The sequence below is a fragment of the Amycolatopsis sp. w19 genome (assembly GCF_051373225.1).
Lineage (GTDB): Bacteria > Actinomycetota > Actinomycetes > Mycobacteriales > Pseudonocardiaceae > Amycolatopsis > Amycolatopsis japonica.
The window spans coordinates 168,752-192,863 of record NZ_JBPQFM010000002.1 but is presented as its reverse complement, the minus strand read 5'-3'; the positions used below and the strand labels follow the sequence as shown (position 1 = coordinate 192,863).

General features: G+C 69.3%; 19 protein-coding genes. 15 read left to right on the top strand and 4 right to left on the bottom strand.

The genetic code is table 11. The features are described from left to right. Nucleotides 1-44: 44 nt before the first annotated feature. Complete coding sequence (locus ACSMFO_RS05375; protein ID WP_436457199.1) at nucleotides 45-1,091, bottom strand: HEAT repeat domain-containing protein; 1,047 nt, start codon at nucleotides 1,089-1,091, stop codon at nucleotides 45-47. Next, nucleotides 1,088-4,348 carry a hypothetical protein gene (locus ACSMFO_RS05370; protein ID WP_436457198.1) on the bottom strand — a complete coding sequence of 1,087 codons (3,261 nt, stop codon included), beginning with the start codon at nucleotides 4,346-4,348 and terminating at the stop codon, nucleotides 1,088-1,090. The genes ACSMFO_RS05375 and ACSMFO_RS05370 overlap by 4 nt, the downstream gene beginning before the upstream one ends. A 189-nt stretch (nucleotides 4,349-4,537) precedes the next feature. On the opposite strand from ACSMFO_RS05370, the gene ACSMFO_RS05365 reads away from it, so the two are divergent. The 15 genes from ACSMFO_RS05365 to ACSMFO_RS05295 all read left to right on the top strand — a co-directional run bounded on the left by ACSMFO_RS05365 (nucleotide 4,538) and on the right by ACSMFO_RS05295 (nucleotide 22,728). Next, on the top strand, nucleotides 4,538-6,079 hold the full coding sequence (locus ACSMFO_RS05365; RefSeq protein WP_436457197.1) for a phage tail sheath family protein: 1,542 nt from the start codon (nucleotides 4,538-4,540) through the stop codon (nucleotides 6,077-6,079). A 15-nt stretch (nucleotides 6,080-6,094) separates the two neighbouring features. Beyond that, nucleotides 6,095-6,538, top strand: a complete 444-nt coding sequence (locus ACSMFO_RS05360) for a phage tail protein (RefSeq protein WP_436457196.1) — start codon at nucleotides 6,095-6,097, stop codon at nucleotides 6,536-6,538. Nucleotides 6,539-6,542: 4 nt separating this feature from the next. Then, the gene (locus ACSMFO_RS05355; protein ID WP_073842281.1) at nucleotides 6,543-6,983 is read left to right on the top strand and encodes a hypothetical protein; all 441 of its coding nucleotides are present in this window, start codon (nucleotides 6,543-6,545) and stop codon (nucleotides 6,981-6,983) included. Beyond that, nucleotides 6,980-7,138 (top strand): DUF6760 family protein, encoded by a 159-nt coding sequence (locus ACSMFO_RS05350; protein ID WP_016333592.1) that lies wholly within the window; start codon nucleotides 6,980-6,982, stop codon nucleotides 7,136-7,138. The genes ACSMFO_RS05355 and ACSMFO_RS05350 overlap by 4 nt, the downstream gene beginning before the upstream one ends. A 7-nt stretch (nucleotides 7,139-7,145) precedes the next feature. Next, entirely contained in the window at nucleotides 7,146-9,476 is a 2,331-nt protein-coding gene (locus ACSMFO_RS05345; protein ID WP_436457195.1) for a hypothetical protein, read from the top strand. 11 nt (nucleotides 9,477-9,487) lie between these two features. Next, a complete protein-coding gene (locus ACSMFO_RS05340; RefSeq protein ID WP_016333594.1) occupies nucleotides 9,488-9,934 on the top strand; it encodes a phage tail protein in 447 nt (148 codons plus the stop codon). A 2-nt stretch (nucleotides 9,935-9,936) separates the two neighbouring features. After that, a complete protein-coding gene (locus tag ACSMFO_RS05335) occupies nucleotides 9,937-10,701 on the top strand; it encodes a CIS tube protein (protein ID WP_436457194.1) in 765 nt (254 codons plus the stop codon). Beyond that, on the top strand, nucleotides 10,694-12,514 hold the full coding sequence (locus ACSMFO_RS05330) for a VgrG-related protein (protein ID WP_436457193.1): 1,821 nt from the start codon (nucleotides 10,694-10,696) through the stop codon (nucleotides 12,512-12,514). Before ACSMFO_RS05335 ends, ACSMFO_RS05330 begins: the two co-directional genes overlap by 8 nt. A gap of 183 nt (nucleotides 12,515-12,697) precedes the next feature. Next, nucleotides 12,698-12,979 (top strand): PAAR domain-containing protein, encoded by a 282-nt coding sequence (locus ACSMFO_RS05325; RefSeq protein ID WP_037344462.1) that lies wholly within the window; start codon nucleotides 12,698-12,700, stop codon nucleotides 12,977-12,979. Between the two features lies 1 nt (nucleotide 12,980). Next, on the top strand, nucleotides 12,981-13,391 hold the full coding sequence (locus ACSMFO_RS05320; RefSeq protein ID WP_037344464.1) for a GPW/gp25 family protein: 411 nt from the start codon (nucleotides 12,981-12,983) through the stop codon (nucleotides 13,389-13,391). Beyond that, entirely contained in the window at nucleotides 13,391-15,352 is a 1,962-nt protein-coding gene (locus tag ACSMFO_RS05315) for a putative baseplate assembly protein (RefSeq protein ID WP_436457625.1), read from the top strand. The genes ACSMFO_RS05320 and ACSMFO_RS05315 overlap by 1 nt, the downstream gene beginning before the upstream one ends. Beyond that, nucleotides 15,349-15,888: a phage tail protein gene (locus ACSMFO_RS05310; protein WP_038515057.1), complete on the top strand. Its 540-nt coding sequence runs from the start codon at nucleotides 15,349-15,351 to the stop codon at nucleotides 15,886-15,888. Before ACSMFO_RS05315 ends, ACSMFO_RS05310 begins: the two co-directional genes overlap by 4 nt. Before the next feature lie 3 nt (nucleotides 15,889-15,891). Next, nucleotides 15,892-16,866 carry a zinc ribbon domain-containing protein gene (locus tag ACSMFO_RS05305; protein ID WP_436457192.1) on the top strand — a complete coding sequence of 325 codons (975 nt, stop codon included), beginning with the start codon at nucleotides 15,892-15,894 and terminating at the stop codon, nucleotides 16,864-16,866. Between the two features lie 11 nt (nucleotides 16,867-16,877). Continuing rightward, nucleotides 16,878-20,882, top strand: a complete 4,005-nt coding sequence (locus ACSMFO_RS05300) for a DPP IV N-terminal domain-containing protein (RefSeq protein ID WP_436457191.1) — start codon at nucleotides 16,878-16,880, stop codon at nucleotides 20,880-20,882. A 526-nt stretch (nucleotides 20,883-21,408) separates the two neighbouring features. Continuing rightward, nucleotides 21,409-22,728: a COG1470 family protein gene (locus ACSMFO_RS05295; RefSeq protein ID WP_436457190.1), complete on the top strand. Its 1,320-nt coding sequence runs from the start codon at nucleotides 21,409-21,411 to the stop codon at nucleotides 22,726-22,728. A gap of 7 nt (nucleotides 22,729-22,735) precedes the next feature. On the opposite strand, the gene ACSMFO_RS05290 is transcribed toward ACSMFO_RS05295, so the two are convergent. Continuing rightward, on the bottom strand, nucleotides 22,736-23,359 hold the full coding sequence (locus tag ACSMFO_RS05290; RefSeq protein WP_436457189.1) for a response regulator transcription factor: 624 nt from the start codon (nucleotides 23,357-23,359) through the stop codon (nucleotides 22,736-22,738). A gap of 99 nt (nucleotides 23,360-23,458) precedes the next feature. Next, entirely contained in the window at nucleotides 23,459-24,109 is a 651-nt protein-coding gene (locus ACSMFO_RS05285; protein ID WP_360127840.1) for a response regulator transcription factor, read from the bottom strand. Nucleotides 24,110-24,112 lie beyond the last annotated feature (3 nt).

Below are 24,112 nucleotides of genomic sequence, written 5' to 3'. Positions count from 1 at the left end.
ACGGAGGCGAGGCGGATAGCTGCGGTCAGCAAGACCAGGAGTACTTACGATCTCATTATCCGACCCCACTTGACCAGGGCGCCTTCCGGCAGTGCAAGGGCTGCGACCTGTTCGTGAACCTCGTCGATCCGGTTGACCTCGACCAGTTCGTCGATGTCCAGACCGGTGATCGTACGCAGTTCGGGCGCCACATCGGGCCGGTCCCCGGCGGCCAGCAAATCGACCAGGTCGAGAAACCGGATCGGTCGTCCGAGACGGTGGCAGACGTCAGCAGCGAAGTCTTCTCGGAGATCTTGCCATGCAGACTTGAGATCTTCGGCGTCGGTGCCCAGACAGTCCCGGACCCGGATCGCGATCCTCGACGCGACGCTCTCGTCAGGGTCGCCGAGATGTGCGACGAGCAGGTCAATGCACTCCGGCGTGCCCATCAGGAACAGCGGATCGATGGCCTGCTCGCGCACTTCCGGGTCGTCGTCGTCAGCGCAACGGCTGAGCGCGGCGAGCACGGCCGGGCCCGCGAACAGACGGAATCCGCCCGTCGCCCTGGCTCGGGTGGGCGCGAACGGGACGTCCAGTAGTCCGGTCAGGGCGCTGAAGCCGCCGTAGTCGCCGAGTTTGGCCAGTGCGGTCGCGGTCGCGACAACGAGCATCGGCCATTCCTCAACTTCCGGATCCTCGGCCGCTGCTTCCGCGAGCGCCTCGCCGAGCGGCTTAACCGCTTCTTCGAAGCCGAGATCGCCGAGCGCCGCCGCCGCGTGTGCACGCGTTGTCGTGAGCGCATGCTGATCCGACAGCAGTTCGGTGAGCGGCCGCAGGGCGCGGTCGTCACGGGACCGGCCGAGGGCGGCGAGACTGCTCGTGTGCAACTCCCGTTGCTCGGCATCGATGTGTTCGAGAAGCAACGGGACCGCGTCGCTCTGGTGGATCCGCCGTACGACGTAGGGAAGCAGGCCGACCGGGCTGAACCAGGAAGCGCGGGCGAGGGCGTCGAATACAGCGGGCAGTGCGGCCGCCCCGCGGGCGATGAGCTTCCGCGCCGCGGCCTCGTCGTCTCCTGCCGCGTCCTGGACCAGGCGTTCGAGGTCGCTCATTTGATATCCCTCATGATGATGGCCTTGCGGTTGGTCCAGAACGCGGTGAACAGCTGGTGCTCGGATCTCCTGAGGAAGATTAGATTGGTGCCCGCGTTGCTGCCACCCCAGTTGACCGGCTGAATATGGTGCTCGTCCCAATCGAGCAGGTACAGGTCCTTCCAGCCCAGACCGAGTTCGTTCTCAACCGCACGTTTGGCGCCGTTCTCCAGTTCTCGCGCCCGCCAGTCCGGATTCTTCTTCTTCAGTTCCTGCTTGAGCTTTTCTTTCCGGGCGGTGACGGTGTCGCGCCAATCGTCGCGGTTGGGTGAGCCGCCGGTCTGACTGCCCGCCACGGTGTACTGCCCTGACGGCTGCGGCACTTTCCCGTTGGGGTGCCGGTACTTCTGGTTGGCCGGGTGCGCGGTCGCGGTGAAGCTGTTGTAGTTCCCCCAGTTCGGAAAGTTCGCGAAGTCGCCCTTGAATGATGTCGGGGACAGCTTGACCGCCTTGTACAGACCGGGGCCGCCGCCCTTGATGACCTGTCGTGGTCCGCGCTTCTTCGGGTTGACCTCGCCTTCGATGTGGACGACTTCGCCGCCGTCCTCATGCTGGTCGACGACCAGTGTCAGGGACGCCATCTTGTACTTGTCCTTGATGGCGGGCAGTTGCTTCTTGATGTCCTCTTCGGACAGGCCCCGATCGATCAGCGCGGTGGCTTCACCGACACCGCTGTCGAGGGCACGTTGTTTCTCCGCCGGCGAGCGCGGGTCTTGCTCATCCGATTTCTTGCCTTTGACCTTCGACCAGATCTTCTTCCCGGCCTTGACGATCGTCCCGACCACCGTGTCGATCACCTTGCCGACCGGGGCCTGGACCTTCTCCAGGATCGACTTGATCTTCTCCGAGATCCCGCCCAGCCCGAGGAGGCTCGCCAGGAATCCGAGCACCATCGGCAGCGCCTTCGCCAGCGTGCGCTCGATCAGGCCGGCCACCGCGCCCGCGCCGCCCCGGGCGATCGACTCGACCGAGTCCAGCACCGACGAGACGAACTCCTTGATCTGGGCGGCCTTGTCGACGAAGAACATGACGATGTCGTAGATCGCCTTGCAGGCCTTGATGAACGCGGCCGCCGGGTTGAGCATCGAGATGATCCAGGTGATGCCCGCCTTGACGATCTTCTCGATCACGAATTCCTTGATCTGGCCGAGCACCAGCTCCTTGAGATCGCCCAGTTTCTCGATCACCCAGCGCCAGAGCCCCGGCACGCCTTCGGTGATCAGGATCTTGACCACCTCGAACGTCTGCTCCAGCTTGGCGAGCACGGGTTCCGGGATGAAGCGGAGAATCCGCGCGCGGACACTCGCCCAGGTGAGGCCGAGGATCGACATGATCATCTTCAGGATGCCCTTGGCGTCCAAGGTTTCCGGGATCTCGATGCCCGCGCTGGCCAGGTTTCCGAGCAGCCAGGCCTTCAGGCCGTCCTTGAGGTGCTGCACGATGTTCGCGCCGAAGTTCATGACGCCGGTCTTGACCGCGTTGACCAGGTTGCCGAGGAACTCGATCGGTTTGGCGATGATCAGGCCGACCGCGTTCGCCGCCCGCGCCAGCACGCTCAGCAGCATGTCCTTCAGCTTGAGGATCGTGTCGATCGCGCCGCCGATCGCCTCCTTCGCCTTGTCCCACAGGCCTTTGTTCTCCGCCTGCAGCGCCTTGATCTCCTCGTCGACGGCGTTGCGGGCTTCGCTGTACTTCTGTGCCAGATCCTCGACCAGCGACTGCTGCTTCTCGTCGACGGAGTTCGCGAGTTCGTCGAACTGGCCGCCGAACTCCTTGGCGGCCTCGCCCGCGATCTTGCGCAGGGCGGGGGACTGCGAGTCGACCTTCTGCCGCACGCGCTCGCGGCCTTCCGCGATCAGCCGTTTCGTTTCGGTCAGCTGCCGGCCGACGAAATCGGCGATCTCGCCGATGACGCCCTGCATCTTCGACTCGTAGACCTTCTTGGCCTCGAGGAAGAGGTTGTTCGCCTCGGCGGGCAGGCCGGCGAACAGGTCGTAGCTCCAGCGGGCCGCGCCGGTGACGCCGTCGTAGCGTTCGTCCTTGTACTTCTTCATCCGGGCCTGGTGATCGGCGGTGAACGCGGCCTTCGCCGCCGCTTCGCCGGTCTCGAACCGTTTGGCCACCTGTTCGTCGAGCGCGCCGAGGACGCCCTCGACCTTGGTCTTGGTCTCCTCGAAGATCGCCTTGATCTCCGCGGTGATCCGCGCCCGGTCCTGCTCGTCCTTGGCCTTCGTGGCCGACTTCGCCGCCTGCCCGCGTTGCCCGGACGACGACCGCGCGCCGGTCATACCCGCCATCGCGGCCTGGCCGGACGCCTGCGCCGCGCCCGTGACGGCGGCCAGCCGGCCCGCCTCCGACTCGCGGACCGCCGCGGGTGCCGACGCGGTGTGCTGTTCGCCTTCTTGTTTCGCCGCGAGCGCGCCGGTGAACTCGGGTTCGTTGGATTGCGCCAGCTGCTGGTCGGTGACACCGGCCTCGGCCATCTTGCCGTGGGTTTCGCATTGGTCGGCGCGAAGGTCGGTTTGGGCGGGCGGCGCCTTGTCCGGGGTGGCCTTGCGGGCGTCCGGCGGGGACAACGCGGGCGGCGGCGGGGTTTCCGGCAGCGGTTTCACCGGTTTTTCCGTCGCCCTGCTGGTGTCCGGCGCTTCTTTGGTGCGCTCGGTGACGTCCTTGGCGGAAGCGTCCTTGCCGCTGGTGACCTTGCCCATCACTTCGGACTTGATCTGGTCCGCCTTGCCGGACGAAGCGAACTTGTCGGCCTCGTCGAGATTCTGCGGCGCCTGCTTGGCGACGGCGGCGTTCACCGCGGCGACGAAGGCGGCCTTGTCGAATCCGGCCGGTTTGGCGGCGGCCATCTTGTCCGCCTGCGCCGCCTTGGCTTGGGCTTCCTTGTCGTCGGCGGGCGCGACCGCGGCGTCCTGCGCCTTCTTGACCTCCGCGGAGGCGGGCGGATGCGCTTTGGCCGCCTTCGCCTGCCCGCTGACGTCCTTCTTGAGCGACCCGAACTTCGGGTCCGACGCGGGCGTCACCCCGGCGGGTGCGACCGGGGGAGCGGGGCAGCTGCTGCGCTGCAAACCGACGAGGCGGGTCACCGCCGCGTTGCCCGCGGCGGCCTGCAGCCTTAGCAGGGCGGGCGGGGTGGCACGGCGCGCGGGCTTGACCGGCCGCGCGGGTGGCGTGGCCGGAGCCTGTGTCACCTTGTCCCGGCCCGCCGGCATGTCTTCACTTTCGGCGTCGGCGGGTCGATTGCCAACAGCCGGAGGGGCGGGCCCCGCTGCCCGAACGGGCAGTTGCCTTTTCGGGCAGAGATTGGTTCCCGCCGACCTATCCGCTCGGTCGTTCCGCCGTGAACGTCCACCCAGGAGCATCGCCGATGTCAGCGAGTGCACCGAAAAGGGGAGGCACGCATGCCCACCTATCTCACGCCGGGTGTGTACGTCGAGGAGATCGAGGCCGGCGCCCGGCCGATCGAGGGTGTGGGCACCGCCGTCGCCGCCTTCGTCGGCTTCGCGGCGGACGGCCCCTTCAACACGCCCACCCTGGTGTCCAACTGGACCCAGTTCACCCAGACCTTCGGCGATTTCGTCGAAGGCTGCTACCTGGCCCAGTCGGTTTACGGCTATTTCCTCAACGGCGGTGCCAACTGCTACATCGTCCGCATCGGCGGTCCACGAGGGCAGGAGAACGGCGCGGCACCGAAGGCGGCGACGCGCCAGGCCGTGCTCGGCGGCTACCGTTTCGTCGCGAAAGAGCTCACGAGTGGTGGACAGACCGGAGAGCTCACCGTCGAGGTCACCGAACCGACCGGCGAGAACCCCGGCGACGACCGGTTCACCGTGCTCGTCAAGAAGGACGGCAAGGTCGTCGAGACCCACAACGTGACCACCAAGCGCACCAAGGAAAACGTCGTCACACTGGTGCGCGAGAAGTCCAGCTTCATCACGATCGAGGAGCTCGCGACCGGTGGCGCGGTGGCGAAGCCGGACCGTGGCACCGCGGTGCTCACCGAGCCGCCGCAGCCCCCGCCCGTCCCGCGGCGCATCGCGGCCGACGACTACGTCGGCGACGTCGCCGACCGCACCGGTTTCGGCGGCCTGGAAGCGATCGACGAGATCACCATGGTCGCGGTGCCGGACCTGATGGCCGCCCACCAGCGCGATCTGATCGACCTCGACGGCGTCAAGGCCGTGCAGCTGGCGATGATCGCGCACTGCGAGCTGATGGGCGACCGGATGGCGATCGTCGACCCGCCGCCCGCGCTCAACCCGCAGGAGGTCCGCTCCTGGCGGATGGACCAAGCCGGGTTCGACTCGAAGTACGCGGCGTTGTACTACCCGTGGGTGCAGGTGCTCGACGCCGCCAGCGGGACCAACACGTACGTGCCGCCCAGCGGATACATGGCGGGGGTATGGGCACGCACCGACGCGACCCGCGGTGTCCACAAGGCACCGGCGAACGAGGTCGTGCGCGGTGTGCTGGCGCTCGAAACGCATCTGACCAAGGCCGAGCAGGAGCTGCTCAACCCGATTGGCGTGAACTGCGTGCGCTCCTTCGCGGGCAAGGGGATCCGGATCTGGGGAGCACGCACGCTGTCGAGCGACCCGGCGTGGCGCTACCTCAACGTGCGGCGGCTGTTCAACTACCTCGAGGAATCGATCCTCAACGGCACCCAGTGGGTCGTGTTCGAGCCGAACGACGACGCGCTGTGGGCCCGCATCCGGCGCACGATCAGCGCTTTCCTGGTGATGGAATGGCGCAAGGGCGCGCTGTTCGGCCTCACTCCCGACGAAGCGTTCTTCGTGAAATGCGACCGGGAGACCAACCCGGCCGAGGGGATCGATCTCGGCCAGGTGATCTGCGAAGTGGGCATCGCGCCGGTCAAACCGGCGGAGTTCGTGATCTTCCGGCTGGCCCAGATGTCCGGCGGCACCAGCCTGGTCAACGAATAGTGAAAGGGCTCCGAAATGGCACTTCCCGATCTTGACAAGGCCGTCGGCTGCTCCTTCGGGCTCGAGATCGACGGCGTTCAGATCAAGCAGATCTCCGAGGTCTCCGGACTGAAGATGGAGCAGGACGTCATCGAGCTCAAGCAGAACACCGTGGACGGCAAGTACGTCATCAAGAAGCTCCCCGGCCGCCCGAAATCGGGCGAGGTGACGCTGACCCGCGGTCTGACCGAGGACAGCAGCTTCGAGAAATGGGTCAAGGACGCGCACTTCGGCAAAATGGGTTCCGCTCGCAAGGGCGGCGCGATCATCGTCTACGACTACGAAGGCGCCCCGATCAAACGCTACAAGCTCACCAACGCGTGGCCGAAGAGCCTGGAGATCGGCGCGCTGAAGGCGGGCGACACCAGTGTGCTCACCGAGAAGCTCGTGGTCACCTACGAGCAGATGGAAGTCGAGTGAGCCCATGCGCAGGGTGATGGCGTCGGCGCCGGCCGAAGAAGCCCCCGTCGTGCCGGAAGCGCAGGCGCGGCCGAAACTGCGGACCGAGTTCGCGTTCGAACTCCCGCGCGGTTACGTCGACGACGCGGGCAACGTGCACCACTCCGGCGTGATGCGGCTGGCGACCGCGCGGGACGAACTCGTCCCGTTGCGGGACGACCGGGTGCGCGAGAACTCGGCCTTCCTCACGGTGGTGCTGCTGGCCAGGGTGATCACCCGGATCGGCGACGTCACCGACGTGCACGCCGGAGTCATCGAGAACCTGTTCGCTTCGGATCTGGCGTTCCTGCAGGACATGTACCGGCGGATCAACAGCGAAGGCCATACGCGGGCGGGCGTCGCCTGCCCGGAGTGCGGCCACGAGTTCGTCGTCGACGTCGCCGGCGGCCGCCTGGGGGAATCGTGACGTACGCGGCCGGACGGCTGCACGAGGAAGTCGCGTACGTCGCCTACCACCTGCACTGGTCGCTCGACGACATCCTCGACCTCGAACACCACGACCGGTTGACCTACGTCGCCGAGATCGCCCGGATCAACACTCGGATGAGCGAGGGACGGTGACGCTTCTATGTGGACGTGGCGCAGGAAGGAGCCGGGCCCGCCCCCGGAAGCGGCGACACCGCCCTCGCTGCCGGTGACCCGTGCCGAATGGCGAAGCCTGCCGCCGATCCAGCGCGTCGTCGCCGAGCATCCGCTGATCAATCCGGTGCAGAGATTCAGTGCCTCGCTGACGTCCTGGCGGAGCCCGGCGTACCTGGAGCCGTTGGGACATCGGGTCGGTCCGGCGGAACCTTCGGGTGTCATCGACGGTCTCGCGCGGGCGCCGATGACACCGCCGGACATGCCTGTGGTGCAGCGGTCCGCCCGCAAACGTGGTGTGCTGTCGCGTCTTTGGGGAATGTCGGTGCAGCGGGCCGCCGAACCGGACGATCCGGTGACCGAAAGCCCTGCCCTTGAACAGGAATCCGTGCCTGCCGTGCAGTCGTACGAGGAGCCGTTGCCGGACGAGCCGGGGCCGGCTTTCGAGCCGACCGTCGCGCTGGAGCCGACGGCGACGCTCGTGCTGCCGGCCGTCCGGTCGGCGTCGCGTGACGCCGACCGGCCGCCGATGCCGTTGACCACCGCGGGCTCGTCGGCGCGCCCGCCGATGAGGACGGTCCAAGCGATCCGGTCGGAAACCCCGAGCGCTCCGGTCCCCACTCCGGAGCCCGCGGCCGAACCGCGGGCAGTCGAGACATTCGAGCCTGACCACGACCCGGTCGTGTCCACGTCCGAGCCGGTCGATGCCGAGACCGTGCCGGTCCAGGTTCCGGACCCGCTCCCCGCCGAGCCACCCACTTCGGAGGTGGTGACACCGCGGCCCGCGCTGCCGGTCGTCCAGAGGACGGAACAGGTCGAGGCGGCGCCCCGGCGGTTGGGGCTCGGCGCGCCGATCGTGCCGGACTCGGTCCAGGCGGAAATGCCGAGTGCCGACGTACCAGCAGTAGAAGACAACGTCGCCGAGGTCGACGCGCCGCTGGCGGGCGATGTCGAGACCCCGGTGCTGCCCACGGTTCCGGCGCCGACTGAGGTGGCGCGGGAGGAGCGGACTCCTCCGGCCATGCCCGTGGAGACGCCGACGTCGCCGACTTCCGCACCGGCCGTCCAGCGTTCGGTCGCCGAATCGGCTCTGGAACTTCCGTCGCCGAAACATCGGGACGTGTCGCAGGCCGGGGCTTCGGTTCGGAAGCCGGTGCAGCGATTGCGTGATGAATCGCCAGTGGGACCGGTATCGGTTCAGGGGCCGGTGCAGCGCCATGAATCGCCGGGGGAGCCTGCTTCGGTTGAGCGGCCGGTGCAGCGTTTGCATGACGAGGCGCCAGTAGGGCCGCTGTCGGTCGAGCGGCCGGTGCAGCGCTATGAGTCTCCGGGGGATCCTGTGCCGGCTCACCGGCCGGTTCAGCGGTTGCGTGACGAATCGCCAGGGGAGCTGGCTTCGGTTCGGCGGCCGGTGCAGCGCTTGCGGGATGAACCGCCAGCGGGACCGATATCGGCTCAGCGGCCGGTGCAGCGTCGGCGTGACGAATCGCCGGTGGAGCCTACGTTCGTTCAGAGGCCGGTGCAGCGCCTCCGCGACGAACCGCCACAGGAGCATGTAGGGGCGCCGATCTTGGTCGCCCGGGCGCTCGAACCGCCGCCGAGCCTGCCGACGGTCGCCTCGTCGCGTTCTTCACCCGACACCACGTTCCACCCGCCCGAACCACCACGAATCCGGTCCGGGACTACAGCAACCCCAGAGCCGCCCGGGACGCCGGGCGGCTCGGTGAGCGCGCCACCGGCATCGGTGATCTCGACGTCACCGCTGCCGGTGGCACGAGTCGTCGACGGCACGGCCGCGGTCTCGCCCGCACCGCTGGCGGTGGACCAGCGCCCGACCCTGACCGCCTTGCTGAACGGGGGCGGTGCCACTCCGCTGCCTTCCGTATCACCGAGGACTCCGCTCATGCCAGAGACGTTTACGGCCAAGCCGGTTGTTCAACGCCAAGACGCGGAAACCTTCCATCAGCCGACGACGATGCCTCCGCCGGCGAGACCCGCGGAAACGCGATCCGTGCAACGCACTGTGCCCAGCGAGCCCGTCGCCGACGTCAAGAGCCTCGTGCTCAACCTGCCACCCGCCGTCGTGCCGCGGCAGCCTGAACCCCCGGTCGTCCAGCGCGACCCGGAAACACCACCACCGCCGGAGCCCGTCGCGGTGCCGGTGCCCGCGACAGCACAGGCGGCACCGGCGGCACCGGCCGCGCAACCGGAGACCGAGGAACTCGTCAAGAAACTTTTCGACCCGCTGCTGCGGCGGCTGAAGACCGAACTCCGTCTCGACCGTGAGCGCCGCGGCGCGCTCACCGATCGCCCGCACTGAAGGAGAAGCCGATGCCGGACGCGGAAGAAGCCGTCGCCGTTTGCTACGTCGTCAAGCTCGACGACAAGAACCTCGGCAACCTCGGCGCCTTCAGCAGCTGTGACGGGCTGGGCTGCGAGTTCGTCATGGAGCAGCGGGAAGAGGGCGGCAACAACGGAATGGTCTGGCAGCTCCCGACGCGGATCAAGTACTCCAACATCAAGCTCTCCCGCCCGGTCACCGAAGCCAGCTCGCAGATCACGAAATGGTTCGCCGGTATGGCGGGCGGCATCGAACGCAAGACCGCGACCATCGAAGCGCGCACCCTCGACGGCACCGTGATCGCCAGCTGGTCACTCGAAGGGGTCGTCCCGGTGCGCTGGAGCGGGCCGCAGCTTTCGCCCGACTCGCCGAAGGTCGCCACCGAGACGCTCGAACTGGCCCACCACGGCTTCCTCAGCCCGGCGAAGAAGGGCTAGCCATGTCCTCACCCGTCACGTTCACCTCCGCCGGATCCCAGCCGCCCGCGGCGTACGGCTCCGGCGAACCGGCGCCGAACAACCTCCAGCGCGCGCTGCTGGAGGTCCGCAAACCTCCGCAATCCGGCGGCACCGGGCAGCCCGGCGCCAAGCTGTTCGAGATCAAGTTCCAGTTCAACCCCAAGGAACTCTCGCTCACCAAGAACGCCAAATGGGGCCGTGACCCGCAGCGCAACGCGAAGAAGAGCGGACCGCCCGAGTTCAAGGGCTCGGACCCGTGCAAGCTCGCGCTGGAGATGTTCCTCGACGCCACCGACAAGATGGACGACGCCGTCGTCAAGAAGGTCGAGCAGCTCTTCACCTGCTGCGTCGCCACCGAGGAAAGCCGCCAGCACGGCAAGGGTTCGCCGCCGTGGGTGATCTTCAAATGGGGCGGGATGACCGGCTTCCCCGCGTATGTCGCCAGTGTGACCGCGAAGTACACGCTGTTCACCCCGTCGGGTACCCCGGTGCGCGCGGTCTGCACGGTGAACCTGGAGGAGATCGCCGGCGAGCTGAGCGGGCAGAACCCGACCTCGGGTGCGCTGGCGGCACGGGACACCCACGTGTTCGTCGCCGGCGATTCCCTGCAGGCGGTGGCGTTCCGTGCCTACGGCGACGCGGGGAAGTGGCGCGAGATCGCCGACGCCAACGACATCGACAACCCGATGCGGCTGCGGCCCGGCACCCGGTTGCTCGTTCCGGCGCTGGAGGAACTCGATGGCTAACGAGAGCTTCGCGAACAACCTGATCGTCGAGGTCGCCGGGGGTCCGCTGCCCGACGACGTGAAGACGCTGCTCTCCTACGCCTACGTCGACGACAGCCGGAACCTGCCGGACATGTTCGTCCTGCGGTTCCGCGACTCCGGGCACGTGGTGCTGGACAAGGGGAAGTTCACCGTCGGCGCGCAGATCAAGCTGAAGGTGCAGACCTCCGATCCCGAAGCTCCGCAGGAATTGCTCTCCGGCGAGGTCACCGCGGTCGCGATCGACCTCGACCGGATCGGCACCTTCACCGAGGTGCGCGGTTACGACCACGCGCACCGCCTGTTCCGTGGCCGCCGGGTCGCGGTCTACCCGGGGATGTCCCTCGCGGACGTCGTCACCAAGGTGACTCAGCGCGCCGGGCTGAAGGTCGGCAAGGTCGATCAGGTCCCCGGTGTCGGCGGCCGTCCGCACACGCAGTTCAGCCAGGACAACGTCAGCGACTGGGATTTCCTCTCCCGGCTGGCGGAGTCGGTCGGCGCCCAGATCGCCGTGCGCGAGGGCGCGCTGAACTTCCGCCTCGCGGAGAAGCCCTCGGCGGCACCCGCCACCAGCGCGAAGGCCAACACCGACCCGCTGGTACTCGAGGCACACCGGACGCTGGTCAGCTTGCGCGCCAGTGTCACCGCGGCCGAGCAGGTGCCCGAGGTCGAGGCCCGAGGCTGGGACGTCACGACGAAGAAGCCGGTGGTGGCCGCCGAAAAACCGAAGAACGCGGGTACCGAGGTCGAGGGTGTCGACCCGGTCGCGCTCGCGAACAAGTTCTCCAGCCCCAAGTACGTCTCGGCGGATACGCCGCGCCGGACCCAGGCCGAGGCCAAAGCGGCGGCGGTCGCGCTGTCCGAACGGCTCGGTGGCGCGTGCACCGAACTCGACGGGGTCGCCAAGGGCAATCCGAAGCTCCGGGCGGGCGCGGCGGTGACGCTGACCGGCGTCGGAAAGCCGTTCGCCGGCAAGTACACGCTCACCAGCACGCGGCACCTGTTCAACGCGGAAGTCGGCTACACCACCGAGTTCGCCGTCTCCGGCAGGCAGGAACGCTCCCTCTACGGGCTGGTCGCCGGTGGCACCAAGACGTCGGCGTGGCCCGGGGTGGTGCCCGCGGTGGTCACCGACGCCAAGGATCCCGCCGGGCTCGGCCGGGTGAAGCTGACCTTTCCCTGGCTGGATCAGAACTTCACCAGCAACTGGGCACGCACGGTGCAACCCGGCGCGGGCAACGGCCGGGGCGCGATGGTCATGTCCGAGGTCGGCGACGAAGTGCTCGTCGGCTTCGAGCAAGGCGATTTCGAGGCGCCGTATGTCCTCGGCGGGTTGTATAACGGCGTAGACGCGGTGCCGAAGTTCACCGCGTCGCCGATCGACGGCAACAGCGGCGAGATCGCCGTGCGGGGTTTCGTCTCGCGCAAGGGACACAAGCTCGAATTCGCCGAACAGGACGGCATCGTCGTCGCGTCCGGTGACGGGAAGCTCGTGGTCAAACTCGACCAGAAGAACCAGATGATCGAGGTGACCAGCGGCAAGGGGGTCACGGTGAAGGCGCGGAACGGCGTGAGCATCGACGCGGGCAGCGGTCCGCTGGAGCTCAAGGGCCAGAAGGTGTCCGTGAAGTCGGCGACCGAGGCGACCGTCGAGGCGAGCAGCAGCCTGAAGCTGTCGGGCACGGCGGGCGTGAACGTCGAGGGCGCGACGGTTTCGGTCAAGGGACAGGGCCAGACGGAGCTGACCGCGAGCGGTGTCGTGACCGTGCGCGGCGGCGTGGTCAAGATCAACTGAGGGGAGTGGGGCTGGGATGTATTCGACAGACGCTCGTGGCGATGTCGCGAAAGCCACTTTCGAGACATCTGACGTCCCGAAAGTGGCTTTCGCGACACGCAGTCCATTCCGCACACCAGCCAGACCGTCGACCGAGACCGGCCCGGTCTTGAACCGCCGACAGATCAACTGAGGGGAGCAGGCATGCCACCAGCCGCGAGGGTCGGCGACCCGACCGGGCATCCGGGCGTCATCGCCGGACCCGGTGTGCCGACCGTGCTCATCGGCGGGATGCCCGCCGCCACCGTCGGCACGCTGCACACCTGCTCGTTCCCGCCGCCCGCGGTGCATCCCCCGACGCCGATCGCACCGCCGGGGTGCCCGACGGTGCTGATCGGCGGCCTGCCCGCGGCGCGCATGGGCGACCTGGCCGCCTGCGGCGCGCCGATCGTCCTGGGCTGCCCGACCGTCCTGATCGGAGGCTGACATGGATTTCCTCGGCAGGGGACTGGCGTTCCCGGTGCGCACCGACGCGACGGGTTCGATCGCCTTGGTCGGCGGCGAGCGTGAGGTGGTCGAGAGCATCCGGCTGATCCTGGCGACCGCTCCCGGCGAGCGGCCGATGCGCCCGGAGTTCGGCTGCGCCGTGCACGATCTCGTGTTCGCGCCCGCCGACTCGGCCACCGCGGGGCAGATCGCCTACGAGGTGCGCACCGCGCTGGAGCGGTGGGAGCCGCGGATCACGCTCACCGACGTGGTGGTCGGGTTCTCCGAGGCCGAGCGCGGCACGCTGCTCATCGACATCAAGTATCAGCTGCGCGGGACCAACGACCCGCGCAACCTGGTCTTCCCGTTCTACGTCATCCCGCCCCACGAGTCCATTCAGGACGGTGCGTGATGTCGCTGCCCATGCCCAACCTCGACGACCGCCGGTTCCAGGACCTGGTCGACGAAGCCAAGTACCTCGTCCAGCGCAACTGTCCGGAATGGACGGACCACAACGTCTCCGACCCCGGCGTGACGTTGATCGAGACGTTCGCGCAGATGGTCGACCAGGTGCTCTACCGGCTCAACCGCGTGCCGGACCTGCACTACCTGCGGTTCCTCGACCTCATCGGCGTGCGGTTGTTCGCGCCGACCGCCGCGCGCGCCGACGTGACGTTCTGGCTCTCGGCGGCGCGGGACGTCCCGGTGGTCGTCTCCGCGGGGAAGCAGGTCGCGAGTGTGCGCGACGAGGTCGAGGACCCCGTCGTGTTCACCGTGGAGCGCACGCTGACGATCGTGCCGTGTTCGCTCGCGGGCCTGGCCACCGGCGACGCCGACCCCGGTGTGCCGCCGGTCGACCGCACCGACGAGCTGCTGGTCGGCGGGGAACCCGCGTGTTTCGCCGAAAACCCCGCGCCCGGCGACATCGTCTACTTCGGACTGTCGGACGCCGTGCCCGGCTGCGCGGTACTGCTGCGGATGGACTGCGAGGTCGAAGGGCAGGGCGTCGATCCGCACGACCCGCCGTGGGTGTGGGAGGCCTGGGACGGGCACGGCTGGACGGCCGGTGAGATCGACCGGGACAGCACCGGCGCGTTCAACCGGCCAGGGGACGTCGTGCTGCACGTGCCGCCGGGGCATACGGCGTCGGTGCTCGCCGGGCGTCACGCGGGCTGGATCCGTTGCCGCTTGACGGAACCGAAGCAGAATCAGCCGTTCTTCCAGCGATCGCCGCGGCTGCGTTCGGTCGAGGCGTCGACCATCGGCGGCACGGTCGGCGCCGTGCACGCCGAGGTCGTGCACGGCGAGATCGTCGGCACGTCGGACGGCCTGCCCGGGCAGCGTTTCCCGCTCGGCAGGCGTCCGGTGGTGGCGGGCGGGGACGAGCTGATCGTGGAGGTGTCCGGTCCCGACGGCTGGCAGGAGTGGACCGAGGTGTCCTCGTTCGCCGAATCGGGCCCGGAAGACCGGCACGTCCAGCTCGATCGGGTCGCCGGTGAGATCGCGTTCGGCCCCGCCGTGCGCCAGCCCGAGGGCGGCGTCCGGTACTACGGCGCCGTTCCGGCCAAGGCCGCCGCGATCCGGGTGCCCGCCTATCGGGCCGGCGGCGGGCGACGCGGGAACGTCGCCCGTGAAGTGCTCGAGGTGCAACGGGATCCGATCCCGTTCGTCAGCACCGTGGTCAACCGGCGTCCGGCGACCGGCGGGGTGGACGGCGAATCGGTCCGGGACGCGGCGGTCCGCGGCCCGTTGCTGCTGCGCACCCGCGACCGCGCCGTCACTGCCGAAGACTACGAACAGCTCGCGCGCGAAGCGGCGCCCGAGGCGGCGAGGGTGCGCTGTGTCCCCGCACACGGCCCCGACGGGCGCGAGACCGGGGCGATCCGCGTCCTCGTCGTGCCCGCCGTTCCCGACACCGGCGAGCTGAAGTTCGCGACGTTGATGCTCGACCCCGGGATGCGGACCCGGATCGAGCGGTATCTGGACGAACGCCGCTGTGTCGGCGCCCTCGTGTCCGTGGAAGCGCCGTTCTACCACGGGGTCACGGTCGTCGCCCGGCTGCGGTCGCGCCGCCGGACCAGCCCCGGCACCCTCGGCCCGCGGGCGACGCAGGCGCTCTACGACTACTTCAACCCGCTGACCGGCGGACCGGACGGCGACGGCTGGCCGTTCGGGCGGCCGGTGCAGTCGGGCGAGGTCTTCGCGGTGCTGCAACGACTTCCCGGTGTCGAGATGGTGGAGGACGTACGCCTGTTCGCGGCCAATCCGGTCACGCGGGAACGCGGCGAGCAGGTCGACCGGCTCGACCTTCCGCCCCACGCGCTCGCGTTCTCGTTCGGGCACCAGGTCCGGGTCAGGGAGGGTGACCGATGAGGGCGGCCGTGCCGGGACTGCCGAGCCCGCACCCGATCGGCGAGCAACTGCCCTCGGTCTACGCCGAGGACCGGTTCGTCCAGGGCTTCACCGGTGCGCTCGACGAGGTGCTCGCACCGGTCTTCGCCACGTTGGACAACTTTTCGGGTTACCTCGACCCGAATCTGGCGCCGGAGGACTTCGTCGGCTGGCTGGCGCATTGGGTGGCGTTGCGCGTCGACGAAGGCTGGAGCCCGGTCCGGCTGCGCGAACTCGTGACCCGGTCGGTCGAACTGCACCGGTGGCGCGGTACGCAGCGCGGGCTCGCCGAACACGTGCGGCTGCTGACCGGTGGCGCGGTCGAGGTGACCGACAGCGGCGGTGTCGTGGCGTCGCCGGAGCCCGGAGCGCCGCTCCCGGATCCGGGGCCGCCGTGGGTCCACGTACGCGTGCGGGTGCCCGATCGGAGCCGGATCGACGAACGGCGGCTGACGGCGACGGTCGTGGACGCGGTGCCCGCCCACGTGCGCGTCACGGTGGAAGTGGTGGAGGGGTAGCGGATGGTCATCTACCGGGAATGCGGGCATCAGGGCCCCGCCGACGTCGAGTTCTGCGGCGAATGCGGGCGGTACCTGAAATGGGACGACGAGGAACCCGTCGCGGTGCGTCAGCCGGTCGCCCAGGCCCAGGTCGTGCAGCCCGCCGAACCGCTCGCGCCGGTCCGGCAGCCGCAGCAGCGGATGGTCGAGGAGCAGGTCCTCAAACCGGGTGACCTGATCTGCGGCAGATGCGGCAAGGGCAACGTGCCCACCCGTAACTTCTGTGGCCGCTGCGGCGCGTCCCTGGCCGAGTCGGAAGTCGTGAAGACGTCGTGGTGGCGTCGGCTGTTCCGCCGCGGACCCCGTGAGCACAAGGCGGGGGAGCGGCCGGGCAAGGACGGTGTCCGCCGCCGCGCCGGCCGGGCCGGTGCCGCGCGCCGCAGCGTCGGCAAGGCCATCCGCCGGGTGATCGCGGTGATGCTGGTGCTCTCGGCGCTGATCTACGCGCTGTACCAACCGTTCCGTGGTGCGATCAACACCGCCGCGGCCGGTCTGTGGAGTCAGGTGACGGGGATCTTCGAGACGAAGCTGAACCCGGTGCGCCCGAGCAAGGTGACCGCGAACGCGCAGTCGCCCGGCCATCCGGGGAACCTGGTCAGCGACAACGCCAAGAACACCTTCTGGGCGGCGACCGCCCAGGGCGAACCCGTACTGGTGTTCACCTTCGACCGTCCGGTGGATCTGCGGAAGGCGATCGTGCATTCCGGCAACGGCGCGAACTTCCAGGCCGCGCACCGGCCGAAGACCCTGCATCTCGTGTTCTCCACCGGCAAGACCTACGACATGGTGCTGGCCGACACGCCGGACGCCCAGGAGATCCCGATCGAGAACAGCGCGGGCGCGTCGAGCATCGAGCTGCACGTGGTCGGGCTGCATCGCTCGCTGGACGGCATGGACGTCGCGATCTCCGAGATCGAGCTGTTCGAGGCCGGCTGAGGAAGGACTGGATGACCATGCGCCCGAACCGAGCGGTGGCGGCGATCGCGTTCGTCGCGGTGCTGGGCGGAGCGGCGATCACCGGGGTGCTCGCGCCGACCGCGGCGCAGGAGCCCGCGCCTCCCGCCGCGCCCTACCGCGTCGGCTACGTCAGCGCCGCGACCACGGCCCTGTTCCAGGCCTCCGGCGCGGCACTGCCCCCGGGCGCCGGGGGCGTCGATTCCGACGCGTCCGCGGGCAAAGGGGGCCTGGTGTGGGTGAGCAAACGGGCCGTCCGTGACGGCGCCGAGCGCGACGGCGAGATCTGGTACCTGCGCGACGGCACCAAGGTCCCGGTGCGCCTGACCGACGACGCGACCGTCGACACGCATCCGGCGTTGTCACCCGACGGTTCGTCGGTCGCGTTCGTCTCGGAACGCACGGGCAGCAAGGACATCTTCGTGATCGGCGTCGACGGCCGCGGGCTGCGCCAGGTGACGTCGGGACCGGCCGCGGACGATTCGCCGAGCTGGTCGCCCGACGGCCGCCGTCTCGTGTTCAGCGGTACCGGCGAGGATCCGGCCGGTGACCTCTACACCGTGCCGTCGGGCGGCGGCACGCCGACGCGCCTGACCAACGACCCCGCCGCGGACACCCAGCCCGCCTGGGCGCCCACCGGTTCCCGGATCGCGTTCACGACCACCAGATTCGACCCGGCCGGGGATGTCGTGGTCATGGCCGACACCGGCGGCGCCGTCACCCGCGCGGTCCCGGAGCCCGGTGACTCGTCCGAGCCCGCGTGGTCACCGGACGGCGTGCGGCTGGCCTTCACCACCCGGCAACCGGATCCGCTCGGCGACGTCAAACAGGTCGCGGGTGGCCAGGTCTCGGTGATCTCCGCGTTGTCCGGCGTCGGCGAGACCGAACCGACCTTCCGTGCCGACGGGCAGCCGGTGTTCACCCAGCTCCGCGGCGGGGCCACCACCGACATCTGGAGCGCGGACGCGCGCGGCGGCGACCGCCGCGACATCACGAACCGGCCGGACGCGGACGAAGCCGATCCCGCCTTCTCTCCGGACGGGACTTCGCTGGCCTACACGGAATTCGGCACCGGCGAGAGCCGGAACAGTCAGATCGTCGTGGCGAACGCCGACGGCGGCGTGCCGCGACCGCTGACCGCGGCCGAGCGCGGCAAACGGGAGCGTCATCCGGCATGGTCGCCGGACGCGACGAAGATCGCGTTCACCCGGACCGTGTCGGCAGGCGAGGGTTCCGACAGCTTCGTGCGGATCGTTCGCGTCGCGGACGGCCGCGTTCTCGGCGACATCCCGATCCCGGCGCATCTGCGTGGCGACGACTCGCAGCCGGTCTGGTCGGCGGACGGGGCCAAGATCACGCTCACCCGTGCCGCCACCCGGATCGGACCGCCGGGACCGTCCAGAGTGGATCCCGCGACGGTGGACGTGCCGGTCGGCCGCGGCGGGCAGACGCGGATCGGCAAGACGGTGCAGACCGACCGGATCCGGTCCCTGCCGGACGTCGTCCTGCTGATGGACCAGACCGGCTCCATGGGCGGGGTGATCGAAGGGGTCAAGACGAACCTCGGCACGGTCATCGACAGCGTGCGGGAACGGGAGAAGGAAGCGAACTTCGCCGTCGTGGCCTTCGGTGACGCGAAAGATCCGGCCCCGCGGCCGTTCTACGTTCAGCAGCCGCTGACACCGGCGGGTACCGAGGCCGAACGGAAGCTGCTGTCCGACGCGTTCGCCAGGATCAAGGCGGACGGTGGTGGAGACACCGCCGAGGACTGGCTTCTGGCCTTGCAGAAGGTCGCGACCGGAGCCATCACCTTCCGCCCGGGAAGCAGCCGGGTCGTCGTCCTGGTCGGTGACGCGGCGAGCCACGAGACCCCGCCGAACACCCGGACGGAGGTGATCGCCGCACTGAACGCGGCGAAGATCAGCGTCGTGGCCGTTCCCGCGGTCACCGGCGGGTCGAGCACGGATCCCGACCGCGGCCTCGACGCGCGGGGGCAGGCGACCGCGATCACCAGCGCCACCAACGGTGTCCTCACGCCCGACACCGACGCCGGCCGGATCTCGGAGGCGATCATCGCGGGTATCGGTGATCTGCCGGTCAGCGTCCAGCCGGTGAGCTTCTGCGATCCCGGCCTCACGATGACGTTCGATCCCGCGGGCCCGCAGAGTGTTCCGGGCGGCACGACCGCGCGGTTCACCGAAACGGCGACGGTGTCCCAGACGGCCGCGGTGGGCTCATTCCTGCGCTGCCGCGTGGAGTTCCGGTTGAACGGGGAGTCCACCGTGCGGCCGGGATACACCGAAAACGTCACCGTGCGCGTCAAGGATGCGGCTCTGCCCCTGATCACGCTGCACGACCGGACGGTGACCGGGACCGGCCCCACGGCGATCGAGTATCCCGCGACCGCGGTGGACGTGGACGGGAGCCCGCTCGAGCCGAGCTGCACTCCGTTGTCCGGCAGCCTGTTCCCGGTCGGGGCCACCACGGTGACGTGCACGGCGCGCGGGAAGAACGGCACCGCCGTCGAGACCGCGGTCATGGCCGTCGCCCCGCCGGGAGAGGAGCGGCGGAAGCAGTTGTGGCAGGTCACCCTGACCCAGCCTTCGCCCGACGTCGTCGTGCCGGGAGACCAGCGTGACCTTTCGTCGCTGTTCGGGCCGGGTTGCGGGGCCGGCGCGGAAGGCGCGGCGGACCTCTCGCCGGACGGGGCCGCCGTCGCGTTCCAGAGCGGCAACGCGCTGGTCTGCGTGGCTCCCGCCGACGGGGGCGCGGCCCGGATCCTGGTGCAGCGCACGGGATACGTCGACGACCCGGCCTGGTCCCCGGACGGCGGTCTCGTCGCGTACACGAACTCGCCGGGCGAGTCCCCGCCACGGGTCGCGGTCGTTCCGTTCGCCGGTGGTGACGGCCGGACCCTGATCGACGGCCCCGGTGGTGCCTCGCAGCCCACGTTCCAAAGGATTCCCGACCTCGTGGTGAGCACGAGCGCCGTACCCGCCGCGATCCCGTTCGAGGGGCTCACCACGTTCGAGTTCGTCGTGACCAACCGCGGCGCCACCGCGTCGCCCCTGGTGGGGCTGTTCGTCCGGCTGACGGCCGGACTGCGACCGGCGGTGGCCCTCCCCACCAAGGGCACCTGCTCACCCGAACCGGCGTGCGCGTTCGGCACGCTGGTGCCGGGCGAGGAGGTACGGGTGCGGTTCAGCGCGACCGGTCTGGTCGCCGGAGCGCAGGCGGCGACCGGAACGGTCACCACGGCCGGCCCCGACGCCGACGCACGGAACAACTCCGCCACGGCGGTCGTGACGGTCGGCGAAAAACCGGCGCCACCGGTGACCCCCGGATCCTTGTCGGTCGGGATGTCGGTCTCGGCGGTCCCGTTGTTCACCGGCGGCGACGACGTGGTGCTGACCTACTTGGTGCACAACGGTTCCCAGGCCCCGATGCCGGCCGTCCGGCTCGTGACCCAGCTGCCACCACAACTTCCCGCGACTTCGGCCGCCCCCGGCTGTGTGCCCGGCGGTGGAAGTTGCGTGCTCGGAACGCTCGGGCCGGGGCAGACCGTGACGGTCCGGATCTCCTTGGCCGCGAAGGCCGCGTTCGAGGGCCAGGTGTCCGGCACGGTGAGCACGACCGGACCGGACAACAACGCCGGGGACAACACGGCGACCGCGCGTGTGGTCGTCCGGCAGCCGGTGGTCGAGCTGGATCCGAAGATCGGCACGCTCGGCTTCGTCCCGCGGGTGCGGGGAACGGACTTCCCGCCGGGCGCGGTGGTCCGGCTGGCCTGGTCGGCGGGCATCTCCGCGCCAGGGCAGGTCACCGTCGGCGCCGATGGAAGATTCGAGGCGTACTTCCTGATCTTCCACCACGACCTGATCGGCCCGCGCACGGTGAACGTGACCTCGGTCGGCGGCCCGAAATTCGGGACGGCGGCGTCGAATCCGATCCTGGTGGTGCTCCGCACCCTGCAACCCCCGTTCAACACCCGAGGCTGAGGGGTCGCGCCACTCACGACCACCTGGACCGTTCGGCCGCACTCGCGTGATCGACGCCGGAACTCACGTGATCGAAGGCGGAACTCGCGAGTGCGGCCTCCAATCACGCGAGTCACGTCCCTGATCACGCGAGTCACGCCTTTGCGCACGCTGCGCCCTGTGCGCCCAGTCTCCGTTGGTGTGGCAGGCGGGGCAGTGAAGTGAGTGGGGAAGATTCCGGCCGTCCAACGTCCGGGATCTTCCTCCACTCGGTCGTCGCGCCCACGCAGGTCGGACGTAGGTAGGCACAGAGCACCCGGTTGGCTCTAGCCCGAAACGCCACTCACGGCCAGTATCCGGCCGGGGCGAAGGCTCCTTTCGCCGCATCGGATGCGGTGAAGGGAGCCTTCAGCCCACTCGTGACAGCATGAAACCGCTCAGACAGCTTCCGAGCACCGGCCACTGCCCCTATGGGCACCGACCGGCGCACGGCCGCACACCCGTCCGCTGCTGCCGGTCGTCGCGCCGGACGCGCAGACTTCCAGGTATGGGAGCAACGGCGACGCTGTCCGAGGCGGGTCTGGTCGCGGAACCGGGCCAGGAGATCAGCTGCTCGGTGACCGTTCGCAATGCCGGCCGGGTCGTCGATCAGTTCGCGATCGAAGTGGTCGGCGATCCGGGTGCCTGGGCCACCGCGGAACCGGCGACGGTGAACCTGATGCCGGGGGAGGCGGGGACGGTCGTCGTGCGGTTCGCGCCGCCGCGGTCGTCCGACGTCCGGGCGGGCGTGATTCCCTTCGGTGTCAGGGTTTTCTCGAGCGAGGACCCGGCGGGGTCGGTGGTCGAGGAAGGCAGCATCCAGCTCGGCGCGTTCACCGAGGTGACCGCCGAAGTCGTCCCGGCGAAAGTGGAGGCCGGTTCCAAGGCCGATTTCGAAGTCGCCGTCGACAACCGCGGCAACCATCCCGTCGCCGTCGAACTGAGCGCGCTCGACCCCGAGGACGAGCTCGACTTCCAGCTCGAACGGAACCGCGCCGACCTCGCGCCGGGCACGGCCGCGTTCGTCCGCCTGCGGGCCCGGCCGCGGAAACGGTTCCTGCGCGGGCAACCCGTACGGCACCGCTTCCAGGTGTTCGTCGTCGCGGACGACGCCGAACCGCTCAAGACCGAAGGCACCATGGTGCAGCGGCAGTTGCTGCCGAAGTGGTTGCTGCCGGCGCTGGCCGCGCTTCTGGTGTTGCTGCTGGCCTTGGTGACGCTGTGGTTCACCGTGCTGAGGCCCGCGGTGAAGTCGGCCGCTCGTGAAGCCGCGCAGGAGCAGAACCAGGAGGTGATCAAGGCCGCGCAGGACGCCGGTGGCGCCGCGGGGGAGGCGAAGAAGGACGCCGATCAGGCCAAACAGAACTCCGAAGACGCGATGAAGGCCGTCGGGCTGACCCCGCCTCCGGACGGCGCGCCGCCCGGCCCCAGGGCGTCGAACGGTGTCCCGAACCCGGCGGGCAACGCCAACGGGACACCGACCGACTTCCGCGTGGCGGCGGACGCGGCGGTCGACTCGAACGTCAACCGCTTCGCCGAATTCCCCTACGCCGTGCCGGATGCCGCGAAGACGCTGGTCGTCACCGACCTCATCCTGCAGAACCCGCGTGGTGACAACGGAACCCTGCGGCTGTTGCGGGATTCCGGCGGCACCAAGACCGTTCTGCTGGAAGTCGGCCTCGCGAACTTCCGCGACCTCGACCACCACTGGTTGCAGGCATGGCGGTTCGCCCCCGGGGAGAAGATCGTGCTGGCGGTCAGCTGCCAGACGCCGGGAGGCGGCAGCCGGTGCACCCCGTCGGTGTCCTTCTCTGGCCGCATCGAATAGACGCCGATCAGATCAATCCCTCGCGCAAGGCGAACGCGACGGCGTGCGCGCGGTTGCGGAGCTGGAAACGGTTGGTGATGTCGTGCAGGATCGACTTCACCGTCCGCTCGGAATAGCTCAGCTGGTCGGCGATCTCCTTCGTCTCGAAGCCGTCGGCGACCATCCGCAGCACCTTGGTCTCGCGTTGGGACATCCCGGCCAGATCCCACCCGTTCGGTTGCAGCACGTCCCGCTGCAACCGGGACACCCTGGACAGCAGGCGGCCGAGCAGATCCGGCGGCAGCGCGCCTTCCCCGGCGGCCGCGGCCTTCACCAGCCGCACCAGGGTGTCGGGGGTGGCGTCGGCCCGCCGGATGATCGCGGAGACACCGTTGCCCACGACGTCCAGCAGTTCCGAATCGTCCACCTCCCCGGCGACCAGGACGACCCCGGCGCAGCCGGCGCAGTGGAGGCTGCGCAGCAACTGCCGTGCCTCCTCGTTCAGCCGCTCGACGATGACCAGTACGACGGCCGGCTCGTCGGTGTCGTCGGCGAAGCGGATCTCAGGGCGTGTGCGCAGCGCGGCGGTGACACCCGCGTGCGTGATGGTGTCGGTGGCATGGAGCAGCACCGGGATCTGGTCGACGAGCATCGATGAACCCCTCCCGCGAACGGCGTTTCGTCATTCCCAAGGATCGTGCGGACGGGGTGTCGCGAACAGGGATCCGGAGTCCCGATATGTCCCGCTTTGCTACTCCGATCGAGCGACGCCCGCCTTCCTGATCTTGGCGATCGCCTGGGCCCGGTCGGTGACCTGGAGCTTGCGGAAGATGTGGGACACGTGGTTCCGCACGGTTTTCGGGCTGAGCACCAGCTGGTCGGCGATGGAGGCGTTGCCCATGCCCTGCGCGATGAGCCGCATGATCTCCCGCTCGCGCGCGGTCAGCTTCGGGAAGGACTCGTCGCGCGGGGTTTCCGTGCCCAGCAGGGAAAGCACCTGGGTCGCGATCGCCGGGCTGAAGATCGCCTCGCCGTCGCCGATCACCCGTACCGCGCGGACGACCTGCTCGTTGCGCGCCCCCTTGAGCAGGTAGCCGCGCGCACCCGCGCGCATGGCGGCGAACACCGCGGCTTCGTTCTCGAACATCGTCAGCATGAGCACACCGGTGTGCGGGCAGGCCTTCACGATCCGGCGGGTCGCCTCGACGCCGTCGAGGTCCGGCAGGTTCAGGTCCATCAGGATGACGTCGGGTTCCAGCCTGCCCGCTTCCGCGACCGCGGTGAGACCGTCGGCGGCCTGCCCGACGACGTCGATGCCCTGGGTACCGTCGAGCATCGCGCAGATGGCCGTCCGGAAGGCGGGATGATCGTCCACCACGAGGACGCGAAGCGGCGGGAACATCGC

Bases quoted from the DNA above. Each gene is read 5' to 3' on its own strand.
- ACSMFO_RS05375 (WP_436457199.1), bottom strand. From the start codon at position 1,091: ATGAGCGACCTCGAACGCCTGGTCCAGGACGCGGCAGGAGACGACGAG.
- ACSMFO_RS05370 (WP_436457198.1), bottom strand. From the start codon at position 4,348: ATGCCGGCGGGCCGGGACAAGGTGACACAGGCTCCGGCCACGCCACCC.
- ACSMFO_RS05365 (WP_436457197.1), top strand. From the start codon at position 4,538: ATGCCCACCTATCTCACGCCGGGTGTGTACGTCGAGGAGATCGAGGCC.
- ACSMFO_RS05360 (WP_436457196.1), top strand. From the start codon at position 6,095: ATGGCACTTCCCGATCTTGACAAGGCCGTCGGCTGCTCCTTCGGGCTC.
- ACSMFO_RS05355 (WP_073842281.1), top strand. From the start codon at position 6,543: ATGCGCAGGGTGATGGCGTCGGCGCCGGCCGAAGAAGCCCCCGTCGTG.
- ACSMFO_RS05345 (WP_436457195.1), top strand. From the start codon at position 7,146: ATGTGGACGTGGCGCAGGAAGGAGCCGGGCCCGCCCCCGGAAGCGGCG.
- ACSMFO_RS05340 (WP_016333594.1), top strand. From the start codon at position 9,488: ATGCCGGACGCGGAAGAAGCCGTCGCCGTTTGCTACGTCGTCAAGCTC.
- ACSMFO_RS05335 (WP_436457194.1), top strand. From the start codon at position 9,937: ATGTCCTCACCCGTCACGTTCACCTCCGCCGGATCCCAGCCGCCCGCG.
- ACSMFO_RS05330 (WP_436457193.1), top strand. From the start codon at position 10,694: ATGGCTAACGAGAGCTTCGCGAACAACCTGATCGTCGAGGTCGCCGGG.
- ACSMFO_RS05325 (WP_037344462.1), top strand. From the start codon at position 12,698: ATGCCACCAGCCGCGAGGGTCGGCGACCCGACCGGGCATCCGGGCGTC.
- ACSMFO_RS05320 (WP_037344464.1), top strand. From the start codon at position 12,981: ATGGATTTCCTCGGCAGGGGACTGGCGTTCCCGGTGCGCACCGACGCG.
- ACSMFO_RS05315 (WP_436457625.1), top strand. From the start codon at position 13,391: ATGTCGCTGCCCATGCCCAACCTCGACGACCGCCGGTTCCAGGACCTG.
- ACSMFO_RS05310 (WP_038515057.1), top strand. From the start codon at position 15,349: ATGAGGGCGGCCGTGCCGGGACTGCCGAGCCCGCACCCGATCGGCGAG.
- ACSMFO_RS05305 (WP_436457192.1), top strand. From the start codon at position 15,892: ATGGTCATCTACCGGGAATGCGGGCATCAGGGCCCCGCCGACGTCGAG.
- ACSMFO_RS05300 (WP_436457191.1), top strand. From the start codon at position 16,878: ATGACCATGCGCCCGAACCGAGCGGTGGCGGCGATCGCGTTCGTCGCG.
- ACSMFO_RS05295 (WP_436457190.1), top strand. From the start codon at position 21,409: ATGGGAGCAACGGCGACGCTGTCCGAGGCGGGTCTGGTCGCGGAACCG.
- ACSMFO_RS05290 (WP_436457189.1), bottom strand. From the start codon at position 23,359: ATGCTCGTCGACCAGATCCCGGTGCTGCTCCATGCCACCGACACCATC.
- ACSMFO_RS05285 (WP_360127840.1), bottom strand. From the start codon at position 24,109: ATGTTCCCGCCGCTTCGCGTCCTCGTGGTGGACGATCATCCCGCCTTC.